Origin of the sequence: Mycobacterium sp. (assembly GCF_044223235.1) — a bacterium.
Taxonomy (GTDB): Bacteria; Actinomycetota; Actinomycetes; order Mycobacteriales; family Mycobacteriaceae; genus Mycobacterium.
The window spans coordinates 1-22,959 of the sequence record NZ_JBGAME010000014.1; the positions used below are offsets into that span (position 1 = coordinate 1).

A 22,959-nucleotide genomic window follows, 5' to 3' on the forward strand; every position below is an offset into this window, starting at 1 on the left:
TATCGGCCAAGCGCGTTCACGATACCGGCGAACGCCCCGGGCAGCGCCGTCGCGGCGGGCACGAGACGTGAACGCGCCGGCGGGCAGCCGCTCACGCCCAGCAGCGCCGCCGTGATCAGCCGGTAGCGCCGGGACATCCGCCGCCAGCGACGGTCGTAGTCGGCGGTCGATCCGTCCACGACGCAGCGCACCAACAGCTCCGCACCGCCGAATGCCAGGCCGAGACCTTCGCCGGTGAACGCGTCCACATAACCCGCCGCGTCGCCGACCAGTAGGACCCGCCCTGCGGAGCGGCTCTTGACGCGTTGGCGCAGCGGCCCCGCGGCACGGTCCTGGCCACGCTCCCGGCCCCGCAGCCGCTCGTTGAGGACCGGAAACTGGTCGAGGTGCCGATCGAATCGGCCGCGGCCCGACGTCAGTATCGCCACTCCGACACAGTCGTCGGCGACCGGCGTCACGTAGGCCTCCGCCCCACGGCCCCAGTGCACCTCGACGCAGTCCGTCCACGGGGCGATCCGGATATGGCGCCGAATCCCCCACCGGCGCCGCGCCTCGCCGGCGTGTTCCAGCCCGAGGGACCGGCGGATCGGCGAATGCAGACCGTCCGCCGCCGGTCAGCAGGCCACCGTGCAGCGCCACCATCACCGGGTAGTGGCCCGCACCGAATTCACGTGCGCTGCGCGCACGACTCCAATCGAGATTGCGTTTGGAGACCACCAACTCGGCCAATCGCCCGACAGCGACGGCCGAAAGCAGAAGCCCGTAGCGGCGTACCGACATCAGCACCACCGCATCAGGACGAGTTCGGAACAGAACCCCGGGCCCATCGCCACCAGGACGCCAGGACTTCCGGCGGGCGGACGTTTTCGGATGGCGTCGCGCAGGATGTGCAGGACCGACGAGGATGACAGATTGCCGACCTCGCTGAGGGCGCGCCACGTCAGGTCGAGCGCGTCGCCGGGCAATCCGAGCGTGGATATGGTCGCCTCGATCACCTTGGGCCCGCCGGGGTGGCTGATCCAGGTGGCGATGTCGTCGATACCGAGATCGTGGTCGGCGAGGAATTCGGTGACGTCACCGCCCAGAGAGCGTTAGACGAAGGCGGGCAGTTCCGGGCTCAGTACGATGTCGAACCCGTGGGTGCCGATCTTCCACCCCAACGCGTTCAGCGAGTCCGGATACAGGTGGCTGCGGGAATCCAGGATCTCCGGACCCGTCGCGTTGATATGTCGCGCGCGGCGTTGTCCGACCGCGACGACGGCAGCGGCACCGTCGCCGAACAGCGAACCCGCCACCATGGTGACCAGCGAAGGATTGTGCTTGCGGTTCAGCGAACACAGTTCTACCGAAACCAGCACTGCCACCGAATCGGGTGCCCCACTGAGGAAATCGTGCAACCGGGCGATACCTGCCGCGCCCGCAACGCAACCCAGCCCGAACACCGGGATCCGGCGGACGTCGGGGCGCAACCCCAGCCGGCCGGCGATATGGGCGTCCAGAGACGGAACGGCGGCACCGGTCACGGTGGTCGTGATGATGAGATCGACGTCCTGAGGCCGCAGTCCGGCCTCGTCGAGGGCTCCGGACAGGGCCACGCAGCCGAGTTCGGTTGCGTGCTCGATGAAAAGGTCGTCGGCGTCACCAAAGTCAGTCAGTCCGGCGTAATCCTCGATTGGCAGCACGAGATGGCGACTGTTGACCTTCGCGTTGTCGTGCAGGGTCCTGACGAAGTCCTCATGGTTGCCGAACATGGCCGCGACAGTAACGGCCGAACGGCGTCGGTGGGGGGCTACGTCGGCGGGTTCGCCTGCGCGGCCGGTGAATCAACCGATCGGTCCGCTGGCTGCTCCTCGAGCCCGACCCGCTGGTGCAGGCGCACCAGCGACTGCGCCGGTCTCCGTTCACGACGATCCCCCGTCTCAGGGGGCTACCTAAGGCGCGCGGCCCCGCTCCTGTTCTTCGCGGGCCGCCCGCTCGCCCGCATCGGCGGTGTCGCGGCGGCGCTCGCGCAGGACGTAGGCGGCCAGCGCCAGCACCAGAACGACCGCGCCGAGTATGCCGATCTCGACCGCCGCCCTCGCGAACTCAGGACCCCGGTCGAGCAGGGTGGCCGCCTCGACCGACAGGACCACGATCTCCTTGATCCCGGCGAGGATGCCGACGATGAGAAACGGCTCGGCCGCGATCTCGCGTGACCGCAAGCTCGACCGCACGGCGTAGAGCAGTTCGACGAAGATGAAGATCAGCAGCAGACCGTCGAGGATCTCCAGCATCACCGTGTTGGCCGGGGTGTTGCGCAGCCGCGCCATCGTGTTGAACTGGGCGACCAGCAACGCGACCGAGCCGACGGCCAGCACGACCGCGATCGCCCAGTAGATCGCGTCTTCCACGAGGCTCAGGACCCGGTCGGCGAACCGCTGACGGTCCTCCTCGGCCCGGTCGTCAGCCATGGCCGGTGGCCGGGGCCGGGGCACCCATACCATCTCCCTTCGCCCAGAGGCTGTACCCCGTTGGCGCGGCTACGAACCGTCCGGTGCAGCCCCCGGCCCAGCGGGTGTTACGGCGTGAGGATGGCCCGGCCCCGGACATTGCCAGAATCGAGATCGTCGATCGCGGACTGGAAATCGTCCAGCCGGTACTTCTGGGTGTGCAGATGCACCGCGCCACGCGCGGCCAGCGCCATCAGATCGCACAGGTCGTTGTACGAACCGACCAGGTTGCCGATGAAGTTGATCTCGGTGGAGATGATGTCGATGGTGGGGACGTCGATGTTCTCGCCGTAGCCGACGACGTGATAGTCGCCGTGCCTGCGCAGCATCCCGACACCTTGCTTGGTGGCGCCGCCCTCGCCGACGAAGTCGACGACGACCTCCGCGCCGTGCCCTCCGGTGAGTTCCTGCACCTGCTGCACCTGGCTGCCGTCGGCGAGCACACCGTGGTCGGCGCCGATCGCCTCGGCGAGCTTGAGCGCACCCGCATTGCGATCCACCACGATGAGCTCGGCCGGCGAAAGCGCCTTGAGTACCTGGATGCCGATGTGGCCGAGGCCGCCGGCGCCGATGATCACGCAGCGGTCCCGCGGCGTCAGCCGCCTGGCCGCCTTCGCGGCGGCGTGGTAGGCGGTCAGTCCTGCGTCGGCGAGGGCGGCGACATCAGAGGGCTCCAGAGAGTCGTCGATCTTGACGACGCTGCGCGCCGAGGTCTTCAGGTAGTCGGCGTAGCCGCCGTTGGTGTCGATGCCGGGGAAAGCGTTGGACTCACAGTGCACATCGTCGCCAGAGCGGCACGCCCGGCATAGCCCGCACGTGATCAGCGGGTGCACGATCACCTTGTCGCCCTCTTTGACGTTGGTCACTGCCGACCCCGTGGCATGGACCCAGCCGGCGTTCTCGTGGCCGATCGTGTAGGGCAACTGAACCTGCGTCTTCTCGGCCCACTGGCCTTCGAGGATGTGCAGGTCGGTGCGGCACACGCCGGCGCCGCCGATCTTGACGACGACGTCGAATGGTCCGGTCGGCTCCGGAATCGGCACCTCGGTCATCTCGAGGTTGGTGTGATAGCCGACCACCTGGACGGCTCGCATGGTGCTCATCGAACATGCTCCTTCTGTGATGCTGTATCGGTGGATATCACGCGTGCAGGAGTGCGGATATGGGGATGAATGTGGGGTCGGCGTCGTCGTCTCCGTAGCGGGTGCGCAGCAGCCCACGGCAGAAGTGCGCGTTGCCGTCGATGGAGATCCGCGTGGAGCGAGCACGCCGCAGCGCCAGCGGCACGTCGCCGGGCGGGTACCCCCGCCCCTCGTCGTCAACCATCACCAAAGCGTCTGGCGCCGTGGACAATCCGAGCGACTCCCGGCGCCGCAGCAGGGCCGTCGTGGTGTCACCGGCTGGCAGGTCGACGAGCCGGATGGTCCCGAGGGAGGCCTCGGTGCGGTCGGGCTGTGCCCGCAGCAGTGCCGTCAGGCAGCGCTCCATCGCCGCGGTGTGCGCCTTGCGCTTGAACGTCGCCCGTAGCTCATCCAGAGAGTACTCGGCCTCATGCCCGAAGGTGCCGCGGTAGCCGGCGTCCGCGGCAAGGCCGGCGTTGATGATCTCCGAATCGTGGTGGTCGTCGAGTTCGACCACCACGTGCCGCGTCCAATCCAGGGCTGCCAGAACATCTTTCGCGTCCGACGCCATCAAATAGGCGAAGTTGGGCGAGCAGAACGACGTCGGCAGCCGCAGGTGGACCTTTATGTTGCCGGCCGGCGACACAACCAGTGACCGCACGAAACCCAGATCGGTGATCGGCTCGTCCAGTTCGGGATCGACCACCGTCCCCAGCGCGGCGACAGCGGCGCTGTAGCGATCGGTAGGCGAAACCACTACGCGCCCACCAGATCATCGGCGCCTCGGGGTCCTACCGCGGGTTCGTCCGCCGACGGCAGCTGCAGCTCGGCGGGCACCGGGATGTCGTACATCTTCGCCGCGTTCAGCCCCAGGATCTTCTTCTTCTGGTCGGTCGAGATCTGCGCGTACTCCGTCATGTCCTCGGGAATCTGGAAGTCCACGAACTTCTCGATGAGCCACTTCGGGGTCCACAGCGCGTAATCCGACGAGAACTGGATGCGGTCCTCGCCCACCCAGTACAGCAGCTCACCCATGATCTGGGCGAAGTAGCGCGGCCGGGTGTGGATGAACGGCATCGCGACGGCAAGGCCGGCGTGGACGTTGGGCTCCTGGGTGGCGATCCAGCAGAAGTCCTCGAGCCGCGGCAGCCCACAGTGCTCGACGATGAAGTTCAGATCGGTGAAGTCGGTGGCGACCTTGTCCACGTCGGCGACGTCGAAGGCGTCGCGGTCCAGCGGCCGGATGGTCGGGCCCTTGTGGACATGGATGTTCTTGATCCCCAGTTCCCGGCAGGCCTCGAAATACCGGTAGGCCCACGGATCGTCGAGCTTCCATCCGCGGGACTCCCCGTGCCACTCGGCGGTATAGAGCTTGACGCCCTTGAGGTTGTACTTCTTGGCATCCAGCCGCAGCTGATCCAGGCCCACCTCGCCGTTGCGCGGGTCGAAGTTGTGGTTGTACGTCAGCTTGTCGGGGTGCTTGCTCGCCAGCTCGAAAGCCTCATCGGTCTGGCCGAAGCCCTTGTAGTAGAACTCGCCGAGGAAGGCGGGCTGGAAAATCGCGTGGTCGACGTAGCCGTCCTCGAACAGATCCTTCATCAACCGGTCGCCACCCTGATAGAGGTAGTCCTCGTAGCTCCACACCTCGGACTCGGGCGAGAGGTTGCGGTGATAGTCGTAGAAGCAGTCGATGAACTGCTTGCCGTGAATGTTGCGCTGATTCTCCGGTCGACCGTCCCACAGGGCTATGTGGGCATCGACGATGAAGTAGCTGTCAGCGTCCTTGCGATACATATGTGTGGCCCTTCTTTCACGTGACGGCTGTCACATCGGCAAGACCGAGCCTATGGTCGTCGCGGGTCTCCTAGCAGGCCGCTGATGTCTCAATCTGAGACATCTGGGGTAGCGCCAGCGGCGCGCGGATCAGCCACTCTGGTATGTAACGTGCGCCACACCGGAAGGAGGGCGGTGCCCGAAGGTCTGCCTGACCGCGTACGGCTTCAACGGACGCAGATCGGCGAAGCCGGCGGGCTCCCGCGCCGTCTGCTGGATTCCTGGCAGCGCAGCGAGGATTACGGGGTTCCGCTGGACATCATCGAACCCGTTTTCACCGGCACCGAGGGCCTCGGTTCGCTGTTCTACGAGTGCGGTAGCGCGGTGCTGGCCGACCTGCATCAGACCCTGGCCAACGAGCCCGTCAGCCTGATGCTGACCGACTCCGACGGCATCGTCCTCAATAGGCTCACCGGTGATCCCGCCCTGGCGCGGGCGCTCGACAATGTGCATCTGGCACCGGGTTTCGCCTACGCCGAACGCCATGTCGGCACCAACGGGCTGGGGCTGGCCCTCGCGGACCGGGCGCCCACCCTGATACGCGCCGATCAGCACTACGCCCTGAGCCTGTGCACGTTCACCTGTGCCGCGGTGCCGGTGCTCGACCCGACGACCGGTCACCTCGAGGGAGCCGTGAACCTCACCACGTGGTCCGAATCCTCCAGCGATCTGCTGCTCGCTCTGGCACGGTCGGCGGCCAGCAACACCGCCTCGCTGATGCTCGCGCGGTCGCACGGCCGACACCCCAGGAGCACTCCGCGCGGCCAGGTCTTCCGGGTGGAACTGCCGCGTACAGAACCCGGCTCGGGGACGGTGCGGACCCTGTGCCAGACCTGGAACGTGGCGGCGCAGCGGGCCGCGCAGGCGATGGCGGCGGGCAAGGTGGTCGCCGCGATCGGTGAGCCGGGGTGCGGACGCGGCACACTGCTCGGCCAGGCCGCGCGGCGCGCGTACCCCCGCGACCGGATTCTGTCGGCGGGCACCCCCGCCGTCTCCGATATCGAGACCTGGCTGAACCTGTGGACCCCCGAACTCGGCAAGGAACACACGGCGATGATCGTGCGCGACGTCGACATGCTTCCCGCATGGGTGGCCGGGCGGCTGCGGGACCTCGTGCTGGGTCGGTCGGTGGCCACCCCGGTGCCGTTCGCACTGACCGCCGAGCGGTTCGAAGACATCCCGTCCCCGCTGGCAGGCCTGATCGACACGGTCGTGCATGTGCCGCCGCTGCGGGAGCGCCCCGGCGACGTGATGCCGCTGGCCACCCATCTGGCCGCCCGCGCACGGGGGCGCGACGTGCAGTTCAGCCGGGCCGCGGTCCGGGCGCTGAAGGGGTTCGACTGGCCCGGCAACGTCGGCCAGCTGTCGCGGGCCGTGTCGCACGCCGCCCTGCGCGCGGATGTGGTGGACGTCGCCGATCTGCCGCCAGAGGTGTTGGCCGGCAACACCCGTCGGCTGTCGCGGATCGAGGCCTTCGAGCGCGGGGAGATCGTGCGGGTGCTCACATCGCCCGGGCGCGACGGCGCCCGCACGATGCAGGAGGCCGCACGCGACCTTGGGATGAGCCGGGCCACGCTCTACCGCAAGATCTCCCAGTACGGCATCCACGTCCCGCGCGACGCACCCTGACACCGGAGCGCGCGACCGCTCGACGCGCGCGGGGCCGGTCCGCAGCGGGGTGACCGCGGTCCTGCCCCCGCGGGCGTGACGGCGTCGGCACACCGTGTGCGGCGGGTTGATATTCGCTGAACGGCAACGGCGAGACGACCGGGACGACCTGGATCGATGAGGCGGGCTCCTTCGCACTTCCGGTGGTGCTATCCAACACCCACGCCGTCGGCGGCGGCACCGGGATGAACTGCTACGAGTTCAAGGGTGGAAACGGGACGGCTCACCTGCATTGCCACACGACCGGCTGACTGCCCTGCTGGGTTGACGTCGTAGCCGGATTGCAAGATGTGCTAACGATCGAGGCAGGTGCAACGGTTCCGGCAGCCGGAATCGCACCGGGCTGCAAAACTGGCTACGCGACGTTCTGTCGCACGGACGGAACCGGCCCAACCTGGACCGGCGGCGCAAGAAGCTGTCGTCCCCAGCGGATTCTCATGCTTCTAGGCACGACCGACGAAGGATTCCATTGTATAAATGTTAAATCGTTGCGGAATCGCTTGCGAACAACGCTTGAATCCGCAATGGTTATCCACAACCTCGCCGCGGTACTGAGGAGGATCTGTCCTGACCGGCACACATAGCACCGCCGTTGACCACAACACGGGACGGGACGGGACGACCTCGGCGAAGGGCGGCCCGGTCATCGAGATCGACCATGTCACGAAGCGGTTCAGCGACTACGTGGCCGTTGCTGACGCCGATTTCTCGATCGCCTCGGGCGAGTTCTTCTCCATGCTCGGCCCCTCCGGATGCGGTAAGACCACCACGCTTCGGATGATCGCGGGCTTCGAGACGCCCACCGAGGGAGCCATCCGGTTGGAAGGCACCGACGTCTCCCGCGTCCCCCCGCACAAGCGCAACGTGAACACGGTGTTCCAGCACTACGCGCTGTTCCCGCACATGACTGTGTGGGACAACGTGGCCTACGGGCCGCGCAGCGCCAAGATCGAGAAGGCCGAAGTCAAGCGGCGCGTGGACGAACTACTTGAGATCGTCCGGCTGACCGACTTCGCCAAACGCAAACCCGGCCAGCTCTCCGGGGGCCAGCAGCAGCGGGTGGCGCTGGCCCGCGCACTGGTCAACTATCCCAGTGCCCTGCTCCTCGACGAGCCGCTCGGCGCGCTCGACCTAAAACTGCGCCACGCCATGCAGTTCGAACTCAAACGCATTCAGCGTGAGGTCGGGATCACGTTTATCTACGTGACCCACGACCAGGAGGAAGCGCTGACGATGAGTGACCGGATCGCGGTGATGAATGCCGGCAACGTCGAGCAGATCGGCAGCCCGACCGAGATCTACGACCGTCCCTCGACCGTGTTCGTCGCCAGCTTCATCGGACAGGCCAACCTGTGGTCCGGACGCCAGACCGGGCGGACCAACCGCGACTACGTCGAGGTCGAGGTCCTCGGCAGCACGCTGAAGGCCCGTCCCGGCGACACCACGATCGAAGCCGGCGGTCAGGCCACCCTGATGGTGCGCCCCGAACGGGTGCGGGTATCGCTGGACGAGCCCACCGGCGACGTGGCCACGGTGCGTGCGACGGTGCGGGATCTGACGTTCCAGGGTCCGGTGGTGCGGCTGTCGCTGAGCGCTCCGGACGAGTCGACGATCGTGGCCCACGTCGGTCCCGAACAACAGCTGCCGCTGCTGCGCCCGGGCGACGAGGTCCACGTCGGATGGGATCCCGACGCCTCTCGGGTGCTGCCCGCCGCTGATATCCCGACCACCGAGGATCTTGAGGAGATGCTCGACGACTCATGACCGCCCAGCCGCCCTCCATCTGCCCCTCCCCGCAATGAAAGGCACAGTCGTCATGCCCCAAGAGATCGATCCCCAGCTCTCCCGATTCGCGGCGAACCGGACCAGCCGCCGCCGCTTCATCGGTGGCGGCGCGGCGGCCGCCGCGGCGATGGTTCTCGGCCCGTCCTTCCTGGCCGCGTGCGGTTCCAACGGCGGCGGCGGGGGCGGCACTGCAACCGACGAGGCCGCGGGCAACACGCTGCGGATCTCGAACTGGCCGCTGTACATGGCCGACGGCTTTGTCGAGGAGTTCCAGAATGCGACCGGCATCACGGTCGACTACAAGGAAGACCTCAACGACAACGAGCAGTGGTTCGCCAAGATCAAGGAACCGCTGTCGCGTAAACAGGACATCGGCGCCGACCTCGCGGTGCCCACCTCGTTCATGGCGGTCCGGCTGCACAGCCTGGGCTGGCTCAACGACATCAGCGACGAGGGCGTGCCGAACAAGAAGAACATCCGTCCCGACCTGCTGGAGGCCAGCGTCGACCCCGGCCGTAAGTTCAGCGCGCCGTACATGTCCGGCATGGTGGGGCTGGCGTACAACAGGGCCGCGACGGGCCGCGACATCACCAAGATCGAGGACCTCTGGGACCCCGCGTTCAACGGCAGGGTCAGCCTGTTCTCCGACGCCCAGGACGGGCTCGGCATGATCATGCTCTCCCAGGGCAACTCGCCGGAGAGCCCGACCATGCAGACCATCCAGCAGGCGGTCGACCTGGTCCGCGAACAGAAGGACAAGGGCCAGATCAGGCGCTTCACCGGCAACGACTACGCCGACGATCTGGCGGCGGGCAATATCGCTGTGGCACAGGCATATTCGGGTGACGTCGTGCAGTTGCAGGCCGACAATCCCGATCTGCGCTTCGTGGTGCCCGAAGCGGGCGGCACCACGTTCGTCGACACGATGATCGTCCCCTACACCACCCGCAACCAGGCCGGTGCCGAGACGTGGATCAACTACGTCTACGACCGGCCCAACTACGCCAAACTGGTGGCGTTCGTCCAGTACGTGCCGGTGTTGTCGGATATGACCGACGAACTCAACAAGATCGACCCCGGCCTGGCCAGCAACCCGCTGATCAACCCGCCGGCGGAGATGCTCGCCAACCTCAAGAGCTGGCCCGCGCTCACCGATGAGCAGACCCAGGACTTCAACACCGCCTACGCCGCGGTGACCGGCGGCTAGCCGATGGCAGGTGTCGCGTCCAGCAGCAGGCAGCGGAGCAAGATCGCTCCGTACTTGATGATCCTGCCTGCGCTGATCTATCTGGGGATCTTCTTCGTCGTGCCGTTCGTCTCGCTCGCACGCACGTCGCTTTCGTCGATGGGCGGCTCGGTGTTCCTGCCGACGTTGACGTTCTCGTGGAACTTCGGCAACTACGCCGACGCGTTCAGCCACTACCGCGACCAGATCTTCCGGTCGTTCTCCTACGCGTTCGTCGCCACGGTGCTGTGCCTGCTGCTCGCGTTCCCGCTGGCCTACGTGATCGCGTTCAAGGCGGGCCGATACAAGAATCTCCTCCTCGGCCTGGTCATCCTGCCGTTCTTCGTGACGTTCCTGATCCGGACGATCGCGTGGAAGACGATCCTTGCCGACGACGGCTTGGTGGTCAGCGCGCTGGGCACGGTGGGCCTGCTTCCCAGCGAGGGCCGGTTGTTGTCGACCAGCTGGGCGGTGATCGGCGGGCTGACCTACAACTGGATCATCTTCATGATCCTGCCGTTGTACGTCAGCCTGGAGAAGATCGATCCGCGGCTGCTGGAGGCGTCGAAGGATCTGTATTCGAGCGCGCCGCGCAGCTTCCGCAAGGTGATCCTGCCGCTGTCGATGCCCGGTGTGCTGGCCGGCAGCATGCTGGTGTTCATCCCCGCGGTCGGCGACTTCATCAACGCCGACTATCTCGGCAGTACCCAGACCACGATGATCGGCAACGTGATTCAGAAGCAGTTCCTGGTGGTCAAGGACTACCCCGCCGCGGCGGCGCTGTCCATGGTGCTGATGGTGATCATCCTGGTCGGCGTGCTCCTCTACACGCGGGCGCTGGGCACCGAGGATCTGGTATGACCACGCAGGCGGGGGCCGTCGCCGCCGGGGCGACCGAGGACACCCCGAAGCCGAAAACCGTCAAGGGCGGTGGCAAATGGGGCGACCTGGTGGTCCGGATCATCGCCGGACTGGTACTGCTGTACCTGTTTCTGCCGATCTTCGTGATCGTGCTGTTCTCGTTCAACAACCCGCAGGGCAAGTTCAACTACACCTGGCAGGGCTTCACGCTGAACAACTGGCTGAACCCGTTCAAGTATCCGGCGCTGACCGAAGCGTTGAAGCTCAGCATCAACGTCGCGGCGGTCTCCACGTCGATCGCGCTCGTCTTCGGCACGCTCGTGGCGATCGCCCTGGTGCGTCAGCGTTTTCGCGGCGACCGGGCGCTGGACACCTTCCTGGTGCTGCCACTGACCGCACCCGAGGTGGTGATGGGCGCATCGCTGCTCACGTTGTTCCTCGACCTCGGCTGGGCAGCGGGCTACACCACGATCGTCATCGCACACATCGCGTTTCAGATCAGCTTCATCGCGATGACGGTGCGGGCCCGGGTCCGCGGGTTCGACTGGACGCTCGAGGACGCCTCGATGGACCTCGGCGCCAGCCCCACCCGGACCTTCTTCAAGGTGACGCTGCCGCTGATCGTCCCCGGCATCGTCGCGGCGGCGATGCTGTCCTTTGCGCTGTCCCTCGACGACTTCATCGTCACGTACTTCGTCAGCGGGTCGACGGTGACCTATCCGCTCTACGTCAACGCGGCGGTGAAGGCGGCGGTGCCACCGCAGATCAATGTGCTGGCGACCGCCATCCTGGTGATCAGCCTGCTGCTCCTGGCGGTGGGAACGCTGTACCGGCGCAAGCGAATCGACGTCTGAGGTCTTCCCCGTTCGGGCGGCTCTGGCTCCGCCACGCCCCGAAGTCGACGTTTGGCAGAGATCCACTCGACGGTTAGCTGTAAAAAGTCGATCTGGGCGCGACGGGCGCGACGGGATCAGCCGACCTCCACGGGCACCGGCGCGGTTCTGGCTCCCCCGCGCGCGGCCCCGATCCCGGCGGCGACCACCAGCACGATGCCGAGCACACCGCCCACGCCGGGCACCTGATGCAGGATGACGAACCCGACCACCATGGCGAAGGCCGGCTCGAGGCTCATCAGCGTCCCGAACGCCGCGGTCGTCAGCCTGCGCAGCGCCAGCAGTTCGAGCGCGAACGGCACCACCGGGAGCAGGATGGCCAGCCCCATCCCGATGAGCAGGATCTCGGGGGTGAGCTTCGGCAGGACGGACGGGCCCGCGACGACGGTGGCCACCAGGCCCGCGACCGGCATCGACACCGCCAGCCCGTTGATGCCGGCCACCTCGTCGCCCACGCGTTGCGTCAGCACGATGTAGCAGGCCCAGCCGACGGCGGCGCCCAGCGCGTACAGCACGCCGATGGGGTCGACGCCGCCGCCGAACGGCTGGGTCAGCAGCACCACACCGATCGCGGCCACCCCGGGCCACACCATGCGGTCACGCCCGCGCCCGCTGAGGACCGCGACGCCCAACGGGCCCAGGAACTCCAGCGCGCTGGCGGTGCCGAGCGGGATGCGTCCGATCGCCGCCATGAACAGCAACGTGATCGCCGCGGTGACCACACCGAGCAGGACGCACACCCGGAACGTGGCCCAGGTGAACGCCGCGACGCGGGGCCGCACGATGACCAGCAACAGCACGCCCGCCCACGCCAGTCGCAGCCAGGCCACACCTTCGGCGCCGATCTGGTCGATCAGACCGACGGCGATGGCCAGTCCGACCTGGACACAGAGCATCGACGCCACCGCCATTGCGGTGCCGGTGCGCGCCTGAGTGATTGCCATGTCCTGAATTCAACGGCACCCGTTCCGTTCGCGTCCACGTGTTATTCATGGATATACCGTTCATGATCAATGAACGGTTCTTCGGCCGGGCGTTTTACCGGGTGCCCCGCGCCGCCCGGTGTGACCTGAGGGCGAGTTTTCGGCGACTCCAAACGCGCCCTGACGTCACATGCGGCGACGGGGACGGCGCTGATTCAGGCGACCGTGCGCTCGAGGCCGGCTCAGTAGGGCGACGTCGCGTTCGCCGTCGCCCAGGCCCGCTCGGCCTCGGATCGGGGCGGCGGCGGGACAAGACCGTTGATCATCCACAGGTCCGCGCTGGTCTCATCGACGTGGAACTCCCAATGCAGCCCCTCATGCCTGGCGAGGCTGGGTTGAACGATGTCGTTGATCCAGTGCGCGACCCGGCGGCGGCTCGCTTCGTCGGGAAGCCGGCGGGCGATGTGATCGATCACGATACGCACGCCGACCGGCGTCTGCTCACCGCCGACGTAGATGTTCTCCGAGGCGATTTCGTGGAACGCGGCGACGACGTAGAACCGGGGAAGGCCCGCCCGCTCGTAGCCATCGGTGATCCGGCCGGCCAGCTCGCGCTTGTCCTGCTCGGTGAAGATTCCGGGAGTGTGATAGATCGTCCACAGGGGCATGGTGGGGCTCCTCGTCGGTCGTGCCGGTCAGTGCGACAGGGCGAAGGTCAGGTTCTCCACCGGGCCCGACAGCGCCGCCTTGGCGTGCACGGTTGCGTCATCGGCGAGCACCTCGATAGCCCCGTTCTCCAGACCGTCGACGATGCGTGTCGCGATGTCGGCGGGCGTGGTCTTCGGGACGGCGAGCCCGGCCACCATGTCGGTGTCGATGAAGCCGGCGTGGACGCCGACGACCTGTGTGTTCTGGCCGGCCAGCTCCGCGCGGAGCGAGTTCGTGATCGACCAGATTGCCGCCTTCGACGCGCCGTAGGCGCCCGCACCGCCGAGCCAGGACAGCACCGAATGCACGTTGACGACCGCTCCCCCGCCGTTGCCGGCCAGGATCGGCGCGAAGGCGCGTACCACCCGCAACGGTCCCAGTGCGTTGACGTCGAAGGTGGTGATGACGTCGTCGAGATCGCCAGACAGCAACGCACCCCCCAACAGCACGCCTGCGTTGTTGATCACGATCTGGACATCGGTGGCCACCGCGGCCAGTTCGGCGACCGACTCCCCGGAACGCACCTCGAGTGCGTGGGTCACCACCGCGGCGCGCTCATCCGGGTAGGCCTGCCGGGCCGTGGCGTAGACCTTGTGCGCACCTCTGCGCAACAGCTCGTCGACCAGGGCCGCGCCCAGTCCGCGCCGTCCGCCCGTCACCAACGCGACCGCATCCTCAACTCTGACCATTCGACCCTCCAGGTGCCAGCTAGATAACGTTATCGTTATTCAGAACTAAACCACACCGACCCTGAGTAACGCAAGCATTAGTTATACTCGGGTCGTGGCGATGACGTTCGAGGCGCGAATGAGCGACCGCGGCAGGTGGTCGATCGGCGACGCCTGCTCGATGTCCAGGACCCTGGACCTACTCAAGACGAAGACCGTGTTTCTGGTGATCCGCGAATGCTTCTACGGGACTTCACGATTCGAGGATTTCGTGGAACGGACCGGCGCCTCGGCGCCCGCGGTCTCCCGCGCTCTCGACCAACTCGAGGGCGCAGGCGTCCTCACCCGCGTGCGCTACCAGGAACCCGGCGAGCGCGCACGCGACGGGTACGAACTGACAGCGGCCGGTGAGGACCTCCTGCCGGTCTTCTTGGCCCTCATGCAGTGGGGAGACGCCCACCTGCAGGACGGCGCCGCGCCGCTCGCATTCGTCGATGCCGCCACAGGTGAACGAGTCAGCGTGCGAGTGGTTGCCGGTGGCCGCCGGTCATCGCGGAGTTCGGACGATATCGAGATCCGTCGCGCCGCGCCGTGACTCGGTAGGCGCCCACCGCGGCGCCACTCACCGCTGCGTCGACGATGCGAACCGCGTGCGCAGCCACCCGTTGACGATGGCGACCACCTCGGGCGACCTCGACATCGCGCAGTGACCGGTGTCGGTCATCAGGTGCACCTCGGTGTCGGATCGCCCCTCGAAGACCCGCGTGTCGGATTGCGGCACGAAATAGTCGTCTGCGCCATTGATCACCAACATCGGTGAATTACGCTTCTGGGATAGAAGATTCGCACGTGACAGGTCGCTCATGCGAGCAACGAGATCCTCGACGGTCGGTGGACGCTGCAGGTGCATGGCGTTGCCGATGATATCCCGCATCCCGTAGGGCAGGCCCGCGCCGTGCGCCACGGTGAACGCGTCGAGCACAGGCCCGCCGACATCGACGGCGGCGTCGACGAGGCCGGACAGGCCCGACATTGCCGAGAAGTTACCGCCGAACGACATCCCGAAGTGGGCGACCCGTCCGTCGCCGATCGACCGCGCGAAGTCCACGATCCCCGCGATCATCTCGTCGCCCGCGATATCCAGCGGCACCGGCGACTCTCCGGTCCCCGGCATATCGACGGCCACGGTGGTCACCCCGGCATGCAAGGTGAAGGCCAGACAGAACGGATGGAAGTCCATCTTGAAGGTGTCGACCCCGCCGTGGGCGACCAGCACCGGCCGTGCCGGGTAGTCGCCGTCGACCGAATACACGTGCACGGGCACCTCGATCTCGCCGCCGCGGTAGCCAACCGCGATGATGCGCCGTTCGAACCTCACCGGAAAGTCCTTGGCGGCCAATTCGAAGTGTTCGATCTGCTTGCCCAGCGCGCGGACCCGCGCATCGGTGTTCAGGCACGGAAAGTGCGCGCAGCCGTAGGCGTACGCGGCCAGCCCGTGGTTGCCTGCGCGGGCGTAGCACTCGGCCACAGCGGACCATTCGTACGACCATCCGCCCGGTGCGTCGGCCCACATGTCGGTGACCGCGGCGCGCACCCGCCCGATATCCGAGCGCGGGATGCCGAATCCCTCGAACTGATGCGCCCGGTCATCGAACATGGCCTGGGGATCGATCTCATAGGTGTACACGGGATGTCTCCTCTACCGGGCGATGAGGGCGAAGTACTCGCCAACGGTGGTCGTATCGTCGAGGGTGGCGATCGCACCGATGTAGGTGTCGGGCCGCACGACGACGCGCCCCCCTGCGGGCAGTCCCAGCCGCCGCGCGACGACCCGCTCCGGGTCGGCGATCACGATGTCAAAGCCCGTTACCGGGGTGTCATTGTCGGTGACGAGAACCTGCAGCCCGGCTCGGCCTGCGGCGGGGGTTCCCTGACCCGCCGCGACCGTCACCGTGGTGTGGCCGACGCCCCAGCAGCCAGCCACATACTTCTGCACATCGTCATCACCGAGATACGGGAAGTGTTCGCCGGCAACCACTTTGGCACCGCGTGGGGCCGACCCGACCACGATCGGGCTGCGGCGATAGCTGATGTTCACTTCGGCTGCGGATGCGGCCACGGCGCGTGGGACCGAGCCGACGTGAGCGAGCACCCTCATCAGGGCGTTGCGGATGTGCTGCGGCGCACCGGTGAGGGTGCCCGCCTTGCTGATCCGTTCGGTGAACTCGATCATGCTCTTGGCCACCGTATATCGTTCCGCGTGATAGCTGTCCAGCAGGCTGTCACCGGCGTGCCCACCGATGACGGCCGCCAGCTTCCAGGCCAGGTTGAACGCGTCCTGCATACCCGTGTTCATGCCCTGGCCACCCGCCGGACTGTGAACGTGCGCCGTGTCGCCTGCCAGAAACACTCGGCCCCAGCGATATTGGTGCACCTGGGCGTGATGGAGCTCGAACGAGGTCATCCAGTGCGCCTTGACCAGCCTGATGCCGCCGACCCTGCGATCGACCACCTCCTGCAACTCCGCCATGGTCGGATGGAGATTCAGCGGCACTCCGGGAGCATCGTGGGTTTGGGCCATCACCCGCGCACGCCCGTCGCGCATCGGCATCACGAGCACCGGGCCTTCCGGTGAGAAGAAGGTGTACATCGCCTCGGGGTCGAGGTCGTGCTCCGCGTCGACGTCGCCCAACAGGAACCGCTCGCCCACGAAGGACCCCTCGAGCTTGCCGCCGACCAGGCGTCGAACCGTGCTGTGTGCACCGTCGGCACCGATCACCCACGGCACGGTCACCTGCTCGCCCTCACCGTCGGCGTGCCGCAGGTCGACGTGCACCGCGTCGGCGTCCTGCGTCAGCCCGGTCAGTTCGACGGAGCGCTCGACGGTGACCCCCAGATCCGACAGGTGCTTCGTCAGCACGCGTTCGGTTTCGGTCTGGGGGGTGTTCAGGCTGAAGCGGTACGCCGCATCGACGCGGTCGAGAGGGACGCGCAGCAGCTTGCGACGCCCGCAGCTGAGCTCCATGCCGCGCGCCTTCACCCCGGTGGCGATCAGCTCGTCGACCACGCCCATCCGGTCGAGCATGTCGAGGCTGCGCGCGTGAACCGCGATCGCGCGGGACTCGTCCGTCGGCGCTGCCAGCCGGTCGATGATCCGCACCGCCGCGCCGTGGCGGGCGAGTTCGGCGGCGGCGACGAGTCCGACGGGTCCGGCGCCCACGACCAGCACGCCGGGATGGGTGAGGCTCATTTGGTACTCCCTATTTTCACGCTTCGTTGAGACTAAGTGTCACTGTACGTTGAGACCCACTCCGGCGCAAGCCTAATTTCATGACATGTTGAAATTCGGCCGCCGCGGCGCCGCCGAGTGTGAAGAGGGGGCGAAGTTTTGGCGTTTTTCTCGCCGCGGGTTCACACTCGGCGCGCGAGCAGGGTGATCCGTCGTCCCTGTTGCCTGGCGGCCGCGGCCGCCACGGGATACTGGAACGGTGAGCGCCCGATGAGCATCCCGAGGCCCCCAGGAACACCGGCGGAAACCCCGGCCTGCTATCGGCATCCCGACCGCCAGACCTATATCCGCTGCACCCGCTGTCAACGACCCGTCTGCCCCGAATGCATGCGCGCGGCCGCTGTCGGACATCAGTGTCCCGACTGCGTGCACGACGGCGCGGCCTCGGTTCGACCGGTACGCACCCAGTTCGGCGGCCGTCAATCGAACTCGACCACGCCGATCGTCACCTATGTCCTCATCGCACTCAACGTGGCGGTGTTCATCCTTCAATCGACCTCGCAAGATCTGGAGCGGCGGTTCTCACTGTGGCCGCCCGCGGTCGCCGACGGCGAGTTTTACCGGCTGGTGACCTCGGCGTTCCTGCACTACGGGGTGACGCACATCCTGTTCAACATGTGGGCGTTGTACGTGATCGGTCCGCCGTTGGAGGCGTGGCTGGGCCGGCTGCGTTACGCCTCCCTCTATGCGCTCAGCGCGCTGGGCGGATCGGTGCTGGTGTATCTGCTCTCCCCGCTGAACTCCGCGACGGCGGGCGCCTCCGGTGCCGTGTTCGGGCTGTTCGGGGCGACATTCGTGGTGGCCAAACGCCTCCGGATGGACGTCCGGTGGGTTACCGCGCTCATCGCGATCAACGTGGTATTCACGCTGGTCTACCCGATGATCAGCTCGCAGTCGATCAGCTGGCAGGGCCACCTCGGCGGGCTGGTCAGCGGCGCGCTGATCGCATGGGCGTACGCCTACGCTCCCCGGGAGCACCGCAACCTGATCCAGGCGGCGGTGACGTTCACCGTCGTCGTGGTGTTCGTCGCGGTCATCGTGTGGCGCACCGACGATCTGCTCGCCATGTTCGGTGGTTCACTCGGGCACGGCTGACCGGTCACAGCGCGGGCGTGCGCGGCGGCACCGTCCTGCGCGAGCCCGTGGCCTCGAAGGCGGCCGCAATGCGCAGCAACCGCACGTCGTCGTGTGCCCGCCCGGCGAATGTCAGACCGACGGGCATGCCGATGTCGGCCATCGTGCCCATCGGGACCGTCACCGTCGGGATACCGAGGTGGCGTGGCACCAGATTGCCGTTCGCGACCCAGACGCCGTTGCGCCAACCCAGGTCGGCCGAGGCGGGATTGACGTCCATATCCGCCGGGCCTACATCGGCGACGGCCGGGAACGCGACGGCATCCAGGCCGAGCTCATCCATCCACTGCTCGAGATCGATCTGCCGGGTTCGCTCCAGCCCGCGCAAGCCCTCGGCGAGGTGCGGGATGTCGAGGAAAGAGGCGATCGGGTTGTCGCGGATGAACGCCGGATAGCTCGCGATGTCATCGTCGAACCCGGTGTAGCGGTCGGGCAGCGCGCCCTCCGGGTGCGGGAAGATCCGCGCACCGTCGACGTCGGCCAGCCGGTTCAGCGCGGGGTCGCCGTTGGCGCGCAGGAAATCGTCCCAGGCCCATGCGGAGAGATCGACGATCTCGCGGCGTAGGTACTCGGCGCTGACGTACCCCCGGGTGGCGATCGTGGGTGCGCCCGGCCGGTCGCCCTCGTAGTTGCTTACCACCGGAAAGTCGACGTCGACCGTCTGCGCGCCCGCGTATTCCAGATCGCGACGCGCGCGGTCGAACAGGTCGAGCACCGAAGGGCGGGTCTCGATCCGCTGACCGGTCGAGCCGCCGATACCCGGGCTGGAGGCCGTGCCCGCCTCGGCGTCGGCGTTGATGTACATCCGCGGAACACCGAACCGCAGACCGCTCAGCGTCCGGCGCACGTCCGCGCCGTCGCGCGGGCGCAACGCCGGGTAGGACGCCGGCCGCCCCTCGCTCGCGCGCGGCAGCATCACCCACGGCTGCATGCGCCAGAAGTCACCCCGGCTGTCGGGATCGTCGGCGACGATGACGTCGAGGATCTCGAGCAGGTCCGCCATGGTCCTGGTGTGCGGCACGACGACGTCCATCGTGGGAACCAGCGGCCAGTTACCCCGCATCGAGATCACCCCGCGCGACGGTGTGTAGGCGCACAGCGAATTGTTCGACGCCGGCGCGCGACCCGATGACCAGGTCTCCTCGCCCAGCCCGAACGCCGCAAACGACGCAGCAGTGGCCGTGCCCGATCCGTTCGACGACCCCGAGCCGAATGCGGAGGTCAAATAGGCTGCGTTGTAAGGGCTTTCGGCACGTCCGTAGAGTCCGCGCTGCATGCCGCCGTTGGCCATCGGGGGCATGTTGGTCAGCCCGAGCAGAACCGCGCCCGCGTCACGCAGCCGTTCGACGGTGAACGCATCGCGCTGGGCCACCAGACGCGCGAACGCTGGGCTGCCCGATGCCGCGGTCAGGCCGCGCGCGAGGTAGCTGTCCTTCGCCGTGTAGGGAATCCCGTCCAGCGGCCCCCTGGTACGGCCGGCGCTTCGCCGCGCGTCAGCGGCGGCCGCCGCGGCGAGCGCGCCGGGGTCGAGGACCACCACGGAGTTGAGCCGTATTCCGCCGTGGTCGTATGCGGCGATGCGTGCGAGGTAGGCCTCGACAAGCCCGACCGCTGTCACCAGGCCGTCATCAAGGGCTCCGCGGAGCCCGGCAATGGAGGCTTCCACCACGTCGAAGGAACCAGACGGCGTCGCCATGACTGCCGTTCTACCGCAATCCATCACCCCGCGGACCGGAACAGCTGCGCCGCGCCGGCCTGGCACCCGGGCGACAGGCCCACCTGATGTCGGTGTTGCGCCAGGCTGATGTTCATGTGCGGGTCGCCTAACTTTCCCGGCAGGTACGCCAAACTTGTTGGAATGGAACACATTTCGGATTGCCCGAGTTGCACGGTTTTCATCGTCGCTGGTAGTGTGGCCGACAACGAAGGGGAGTAGCCCCGAATCGGTTGATCGACACACTGGCTAGCGGCCACACCGCGCTGCCCGGTCATCCGAACCGGCCAGGGCCGGTGGGCGAGACCTTCGGCCGCGCAGACTGTTTGGCTGTTGGCCGAAGGCATCACTCTATCTTCGGCGGGCAGTCACCGACCGAGGAGATCCTTCGAATGTTCGCCGCGTTGCTTCTGAGCTTCGGCGTCATTTTCATTGCGGAGCTGGGCGACAAATCCCAGCTGATGGCGATGACCTTCGCGCTGCGCTACCGCTGGTGGGTGGTGCTCGGCGGGATCACCGTCGCCACCACCGTGGTCCACATCCTTTCCGTGGCGATCGGCCACTACCTCGGCGCCGCCCTGCCTACACACCTGCTCGGCATCCTCGCCGGTGTGGCGTTCGTCTTCTTCGGCCTCTGGACCCTGCGGGGCGACAAGCTCTCCGATGAGGAGGCGACCCGTGCGCAGCGGGCGACCGCACCGGCGTTCTTCGTGGTCACCTCCGCGTTCCTGCTCGCCGAGCTCGGCGACAAGACGATGCTCGCGACGATCACCCTCGCCGCGGACAACGACTGGTTGGGTGTGTGGATCGGCTCGACGCTCGGCATGGTCGCCGCCGACGCACTGGCGATCATCGTCGGGGCGGTCGCGGGCAAGCATCTCCCCGAGCGGGTCATCCAGCTCTCCTCGGCAGCCCTGTTCCTCGCGTTCGGCGGCTACATGCTCCTGGAGAACCTCTTCCCGGCAGCCCCGGGTGTGGTCGTCATCGGCAGCTCCGTCGGCCTGGTGGCGGCCGTTGCGGCCACTCTGCGCGCACTGCCGGAGCGGTTGCGCCCAAGCGTGCTGCGGACCGAATCCCCCACCCCGGCCGTGAGCGCTCCGCCGTCGGAAGCGTGACATCCAGCCGGGACCGCGGCGAAGTCCGGCAATCTCGGACGGTATGACCCCCACCGTCGCATTTGACTGCACAATCATGCGATGGACACCCGCCGCCTGGACCTGTTGCTGGCACTCTCGCGGCTAGGGTCGATGCGCGCGGTCGCCGAGGCGTATCACCTGACCACGTCTACGGTGTCGCAGCAGATCGCGGCGCTGGCCAAGGAAACCGGTGCCCAGCTCATCGAGCCGGAGGGCCGCCGGGTGCGGCTCACCCCGGCGGGACGCCGCCTGGCCGATCACGCCGTGACGATCCTGGCCGCGGTCGATGCCGCGCGCCTCGATCTCGATCCATATGCCGAACCCGCGGGGACGGTGCGGGTCGGGGGGTTCGCGACGGGCATCCGGGTCTCGCTGCTGGCCAACGTCGCCGCGCTGGCCGAGCAGTACCCCCGCGTCGACCTGGTGATCAGCGAGTACGAACCCATCGAGGCGTTCGCACAACTCACCGACGACGATCTCGATCTGGCCCTGACCTACGACTACAACCTGGCGCCTGCCTCCCCTGGTCCGGTGCTCGAGACGGTGGCGCTGTGGTCGGTACCGTGGGGCCTCGGTGTCCCGGCCGGTGTCCCGGCCGGCGCGGCCGACGGGCCAGTGTCGGTGGAGTCGTTCGCCGACTGGACCTGGATCGTCAATTCACGCAACACCGCCGATGAGGATGCGGTGCGCACGCTGGCCGCGATGGCCGGGTTCTCACCGCGGATCGCCCATCAGATCGACAGCCTGGATCTGGTGGAGGATCTGATCGTGGCCGGGTACGGCGTCGGCCTGCTGCCCCTGGACCGGCCGACGAGCAGCGGTGTCGAGGTGCTGCCGATCGCCAATGCCAGCCCTGTGCTGACCGCCTACGCGGTAACCCGCAAGGGGCGGTCCAGATGGCCGCCGCTGCGTGTGGTGCTTGACCGGTTGCGCCCCCCGCCGGGTGCGCCGCCGCCGCGGCGCATATGGCCGCGCCCGGTTCCCTAGCGAAGGCGGGTCAGGCCGCGCGCCAGCTGCGGCGCTTGCGCTTGTGCGTATCTGTCGACCACAGGTAGGTGCAGTTGGGGCACTGCAGGTGCACGACGGTTCCGCGGTTGCTCAGCAGGTACTGCCAATGCGTGGCGCAGTTGCGACGGTCCGCGCAGTCGCCGCAGCCGCGGTGGTGTTCACATGCCGGGCAGGGCAGCCAGGCGCGCCGGGCCCGGTCGGCGGTGGGGTCAATCGGCAACACGGTCCACCGCCCGCTCCGGTAGGACACCGGCACTGACCAGCTCGTCGTACACGCGCTGCTGCTCGGCGTCGAGGTTGGAGTAGAGCATGTCGTACGCCCGTTCCTCCTCGGCGAGGACGGCGCCGGGATCCCAGTCCGCGCCGATCGCCTCCAGGACCGCGGTGCGGCGCCGGGCTTCATCGAGCGTCAGGTCATATGCGAAGTCGTGCTCAGCCATGGTCGGTGGATCCCCGATCGTGATGCAAACAGATAGGCAAGGCTTGCCTTTTGAAGCCAACTTC

The 22,959-nt window shown here is 67.3% G+C and carries 22 protein-coding genes and 2 pseudogenes; 10 read left to right on the forward strand and 14 right to left on the reverse strand.

Annotated elements, in window-relative coordinates; genetic code table 11:
- From ADBZ6K_RS16780 to ADBZ6K_RS16805, 6 genes and pseudogenes are all read right to left on the reverse strand, one after another.
- Nucleotides 1–611, reverse strand: a pseudogene (locus tag ADBZ6K_RS16780) (NAD(P)/FAD-dependent oxidoreductase); the annotation flags it as partial.
- A gap of 168 nt (nucleotides 612–779) precedes the next feature.
- Nucleotides 780–1,811, reverse strand: a pseudogene (locus tag ADBZ6K_RS16785) (type III polyketide synthase); the annotation flags it as partial.
- A 120-nt stretch (nucleotides 1,812–1,931) separates the two neighbouring features.
- Complete coding sequence (locus ADBZ6K_RS16790; protein ID WP_526348667.1) at nucleotides 1,932–2,450, reverse strand: phosphate-starvation-inducible PsiE family protein; 519 nt, start codon at nucleotides 2,448–2,450, stop codon at nucleotides 1,932–1,934.
- A 107-nt stretch (nucleotides 2,451–2,557) separates the two neighbouring features.
- Entirely contained in the window at nucleotides 2,558–3,583 is a 1,026-nt protein-coding gene (locus ADBZ6K_RS16795; RefSeq protein WP_526348865.1) for an NAD(P)-dependent alcohol dehydrogenase, read from the reverse strand.
- Nucleotides 3,584–3,629: 46 nt separating this feature from the next.
- Nucleotides 3,630–4,367 (reverse strand): iron-sulfur cluster assembly protein, encoded by a 738-nt coding sequence (locus ADBZ6K_RS16800; protein ID WP_526348669.1) that lies wholly within the window; start codon nucleotides 4,365–4,367, stop codon nucleotides 3,630–3,632.
- Nucleotides 4,367–5,404 (reverse strand): amidohydrolase family protein, encoded by a 1,038-nt coding sequence (locus ADBZ6K_RS16805; RefSeq protein ID WP_526348671.1) that lies wholly within the window; start codon nucleotides 5,402–5,404, stop codon nucleotides 4,367–4,369. Before ADBZ6K_RS16805 ends, ADBZ6K_RS16800 begins: the two co-directional genes overlap by 1 nt.
- A gap of 174 nt (nucleotides 5,405–5,578) precedes the next feature.
- On the opposite strand from ADBZ6K_RS16805, the gene ADBZ6K_RS16810 reads away from it, so the two are divergent.
- The 6 genes from ADBZ6K_RS16810 (at nucleotide 5,579) to ADBZ6K_RS16835 (ending at nucleotide 11,836) form a co-directional block, all read left to right on the forward strand.
- Nucleotides 5,579–7,072, forward strand: a complete 1,494-nt coding sequence (locus ADBZ6K_RS16810) for an AAA-type ATPase lid domain-containing protein (RefSeq protein ID WP_526348673.1) — start codon at nucleotides 5,579–5,581, stop codon at nucleotides 7,070–7,072.
- A gap of 152 nt (nucleotides 7,073–7,224) precedes the next feature.
- Nucleotides 7,225–7,362 carry a P1 family peptidase gene (locus tag ADBZ6K_RS16815; protein ID WP_526348867.1) on the forward strand — a complete coding sequence of 46 codons (138 nt, stop codon included), beginning with the start codon at nucleotides 7,225–7,227 and terminating at the stop codon, nucleotides 7,360–7,362.
- 484 nt (nucleotides 7,363–7,846) lie between these two features.
- Nucleotides 7,847–8,875, forward strand: a complete 1,029-nt coding sequence (locus ADBZ6K_RS16820; protein WP_526348869.1) for an ABC transporter ATP-binding protein — start codon at nucleotides 7,847–7,849, stop codon at nucleotides 8,873–8,875.
- Between the two features lie 52 nt (nucleotides 8,876–8,927).
- Nucleotides 8,928–10,103 (forward strand): polyamine ABC transporter substrate-binding protein, encoded by a 1,176-nt coding sequence (locus tag ADBZ6K_RS16825; protein WP_526348675.1) that lies wholly within the window; start codon nucleotides 8,928–8,930, stop codon nucleotides 10,101–10,103.
- A 3-nt stretch (nucleotides 10,104–10,106) separates the two neighbouring features.
- Nucleotides 10,107–10,982 (forward strand): ABC transporter permease, encoded by an 876-nt coding sequence (locus tag ADBZ6K_RS16830; protein ID WP_526348677.1) that lies wholly within the window; start codon nucleotides 10,107–10,109, stop codon nucleotides 10,980–10,982.
- Nucleotides 10,979–11,836, forward strand: a complete 858-nt coding sequence (locus ADBZ6K_RS16835; RefSeq protein WP_526348679.1) for an ABC transporter permease — start codon at nucleotides 10,979–10,981, stop codon at nucleotides 11,834–11,836. The genes ADBZ6K_RS16830 and ADBZ6K_RS16835 overlap by 4 nt, the downstream gene beginning before the upstream one ends.
- Nucleotides 11,837–11,952: 116 nt before the next feature.
- On the opposite strand, the gene ADBZ6K_RS16840 is transcribed toward ADBZ6K_RS16835, so the two are convergent.
- The 3 genes from ADBZ6K_RS16840 to ADBZ6K_RS16850 form a co-directional block, all read right to left on the reverse strand.
- Nucleotides 11,953–12,819: an EamA family transporter gene (locus tag ADBZ6K_RS16840; protein ID WP_526348681.1), complete on the reverse strand. Its 867-nt coding sequence runs from the start codon at nucleotides 12,817–12,819 to the stop codon at nucleotides 11,953–11,955.
- Between the two features lie 221 nt (nucleotides 12,820–13,040).
- A complete protein-coding gene (locus tag ADBZ6K_RS16845; RefSeq protein ID WP_526348683.1) occupies nucleotides 13,041–13,466 on the reverse strand; it encodes a tautomerase family protein in 426 nt (141 codons plus the stop codon).
- 27 nt (nucleotides 13,467–13,493) lie between these two features.
- The gene (locus tag ADBZ6K_RS16850; RefSeq protein WP_526348685.1) at nucleotides 13,494–14,195 is read right to left on the reverse strand and encodes an SDR family oxidoreductase; all 702 of its coding nucleotides are present in this window, start codon (nucleotides 14,193–14,195) and stop codon (nucleotides 13,494–13,496) included.
- A 100-nt stretch (nucleotides 14,196–14,295) separates the two neighbouring features.
- Between ADBZ6K_RS16850 and ADBZ6K_RS16855 the strand changes: the two genes are divergently transcribed.
- On the forward strand, nucleotides 14,296–14,769 hold the full coding sequence (locus ADBZ6K_RS16855; protein ID WP_526348871.1) for a winged helix-turn-helix transcriptional regulator: 474 nt from the start codon (nucleotides 14,296–14,298) through the stop codon (nucleotides 14,767–14,769).
- Between the two features lie 27 nt (nucleotides 14,770–14,796).
- On the opposite strand, the gene ADBZ6K_RS16860 is transcribed toward ADBZ6K_RS16855, so the two are convergent.
- The gene (locus tag ADBZ6K_RS16860; RefSeq protein WP_526348687.1) at nucleotides 14,797–15,861 is read right to left on the reverse strand and encodes an alpha/beta fold hydrolase; all 1,065 of its coding nucleotides are present in this window, start codon (nucleotides 15,859–15,861) and stop codon (nucleotides 14,797–14,799) included.
- A gap of 12 nt (nucleotides 15,862–15,873) precedes the next feature.
- Nucleotides 15,874–17,424, reverse strand: a complete 1,551-nt coding sequence (locus tag ADBZ6K_RS16865) for an FAD-dependent oxidoreductase (protein ID WP_526348689.1) — start codon at nucleotides 17,422–17,424, stop codon at nucleotides 15,874–15,876.
- A gap of 249 nt (nucleotides 17,425–17,673) precedes the next feature.
- Here ADBZ6K_RS16865 and ADBZ6K_RS16870 point away from each other — a divergent pair, with 249 nt between their 5' ends.
- Nucleotides 17,674–18,558 carry a rhomboid family intramembrane serine protease gene (locus ADBZ6K_RS16870; protein WP_526348691.1) on the forward strand — a complete coding sequence of 295 codons (885 nt, stop codon included), beginning with the start codon at nucleotides 17,674–17,676 and terminating at the stop codon, nucleotides 18,556–18,558.
- Between the two features lie 4 nt (nucleotides 18,559–18,562).
- Here ADBZ6K_RS16870 and ADBZ6K_RS16875 read toward each other — a convergent pair whose 3' ends face one another.
- Nucleotides 18,563–20,293 (reverse strand): amidase, encoded by a 1,731-nt coding sequence (locus ADBZ6K_RS16875; RefSeq protein ID WP_526348693.1) that lies wholly within the window; start codon nucleotides 20,291–20,293, stop codon nucleotides 18,563–18,565.
- A 410-nt stretch (nucleotides 20,294–20,703) separates the two neighbouring features.
- Here ADBZ6K_RS16875 and ADBZ6K_RS16880 point away from each other — a divergent pair, with 410 nt between their 5' ends.
- Nucleotides 20,704–21,426, forward strand: coding sequence for a TMEM165/GDT1 family protein (locus ADBZ6K_RS16880; RefSeq protein WP_526348695.1), 723 nt, complete (start codon nucleotides 20,704–20,706; stop codon nucleotides 21,424–21,426).
- Between the two features lie 81 nt (nucleotides 21,427–21,507).
- Nucleotides 21,508–22,434, forward strand: a complete 927-nt coding sequence (locus tag ADBZ6K_RS16885; RefSeq protein WP_526348697.1) for a LysR family transcriptional regulator — start codon at nucleotides 21,508–21,510, stop codon at nucleotides 22,432–22,434.
- Between the two features lie 10 nt (nucleotides 22,435–22,444).
- Here ADBZ6K_RS16885 and ADBZ6K_RS16890 read toward each other — a convergent pair whose 3' ends face one another.
- Entirely contained in the window at nucleotides 22,445–22,678 is a 234-nt protein-coding gene (locus ADBZ6K_RS16890) for a hypothetical protein (RefSeq protein WP_526348699.1), read from the reverse strand.
- Nucleotides 22,665–22,895 carry a DUF6400 family protein gene (locus ADBZ6K_RS16895; protein WP_526348701.1) on the reverse strand — a complete coding sequence of 77 codons (231 nt, stop codon included), beginning with the start codon at nucleotides 22,893–22,895 and terminating at the stop codon, nucleotides 22,665–22,667. Before ADBZ6K_RS16895 ends, ADBZ6K_RS16890 begins: the two co-directional genes overlap by 14 nt.
- Nucleotides 22,896–22,959 lie beyond the last annotated feature (64 nt).

Excerpts from the sequence above, each read along its gene's own strand:
- ADBZ6K_RS16790 (WP_526348667.1), bottom strand. The coding sequence starts at position 2,450 with ATGGCTGACGACCGGGCCGAGGAGGACCGTCAGCGGTTCGCCGACCGG.
- ADBZ6K_RS16795 (WP_526348865.1), bottom strand. The coding sequence starts at position 3,583 with ATGCGAGCCGTCCAGGTGGTCGGCTATCACACCAACCTCGAGATGACC.
- ADBZ6K_RS16805 (WP_526348671.1), bottom strand. The coding sequence starts at position 5,404 with ATGTATCGCAAGGACGCTGACAGCTACTTCATCGTCGATGCCCACATA.
- ADBZ6K_RS16820 (WP_526348869.1), top strand. The coding sequence starts at position 7,847 with ATGCTCGGCCCCTCCGGATGCGGTAAGACCACCACGCTTCGGATGATC.
- ADBZ6K_RS16825 (WP_526348675.1), top strand. The coding sequence starts at position 8,928 with ATGCCCCAAGAGATCGATCCCCAGCTCTCCCGATTCGCGGCGAACCGG.
- ADBZ6K_RS16830 (WP_526348677.1), top strand. The coding sequence starts at position 10,107 with ATGGCAGGTGTCGCGTCCAGCAGCAGGCAGCGGAGCAAGATCGCTCCG.
- ADBZ6K_RS16835 (WP_526348679.1), top strand. The coding sequence starts at position 10,979 with ATGACCACGCAGGCGGGGGCCGTCGCCGCCGGGGCGACCGAGGACACC.
- ADBZ6K_RS16840 (WP_526348681.1), bottom strand. The coding sequence starts at position 12,819 with ATGGCAATCACTCAGGCGCGCACCGGCACCGCAATGGCGGTGGCGTCG.
- ADBZ6K_RS16845 (WP_526348683.1), bottom strand. The coding sequence starts at position 13,466 with ATGCCCCTGTGGACGATCTATCACACTCCCGGAATCTTCACCGAGCAG.
- ADBZ6K_RS16850 (WP_526348685.1), bottom strand. The coding sequence starts at position 14,195 with ATGGTCAGAGTTGAGGATGCGGTCGCGTTGGTGACGGGCGGACGGCGC.
- ADBZ6K_RS16855 (WP_526348871.1), top strand. The coding sequence starts at position 14,296 with ATGACGTTCGAGGCGCGAATGAGCGACCGCGGCAGGTGGTCGATCGGC.
- ADBZ6K_RS16865 (WP_526348689.1), bottom strand. The coding sequence starts at position 17,424 with ATGAGCCTCACCCATCCCGGCGTGCTGGTCGTGGGCGCCGGACCCGTC.
- ADBZ6K_RS16870 (WP_526348691.1), top strand. The coding sequence starts at position 17,674 with ATGAGCATCCCGAGGCCCCCAGGAACACCGGCGGAAACCCCGGCCTGC.
- ADBZ6K_RS16875 (WP_526348693.1), bottom strand. The coding sequence starts at position 20,293 with ATGGCGACGCCGTCTGGTTCCTTCGACGTGGTGGAAGCCTCCATTGCC.
- ADBZ6K_RS16880 (WP_526348695.1), top strand. The coding sequence starts at position 20,704 with ATGTTCGCCGCGTTGCTTCTGAGCTTCGGCGTCATTTTCATTGCGGAG.
- ADBZ6K_RS16885 (WP_526348697.1), top strand. The coding sequence starts at position 21,508 with ATGGACACCCGCCGCCTGGACCTGTTGCTGGCACTCTCGCGGCTAGGG.
- ADBZ6K_RS16895 (WP_526348701.1), bottom strand. The coding sequence starts at position 22,895 with ATGGCTGAGCACGACTTCGCATATGACCTGACGCTCGATGAAGCCCGG.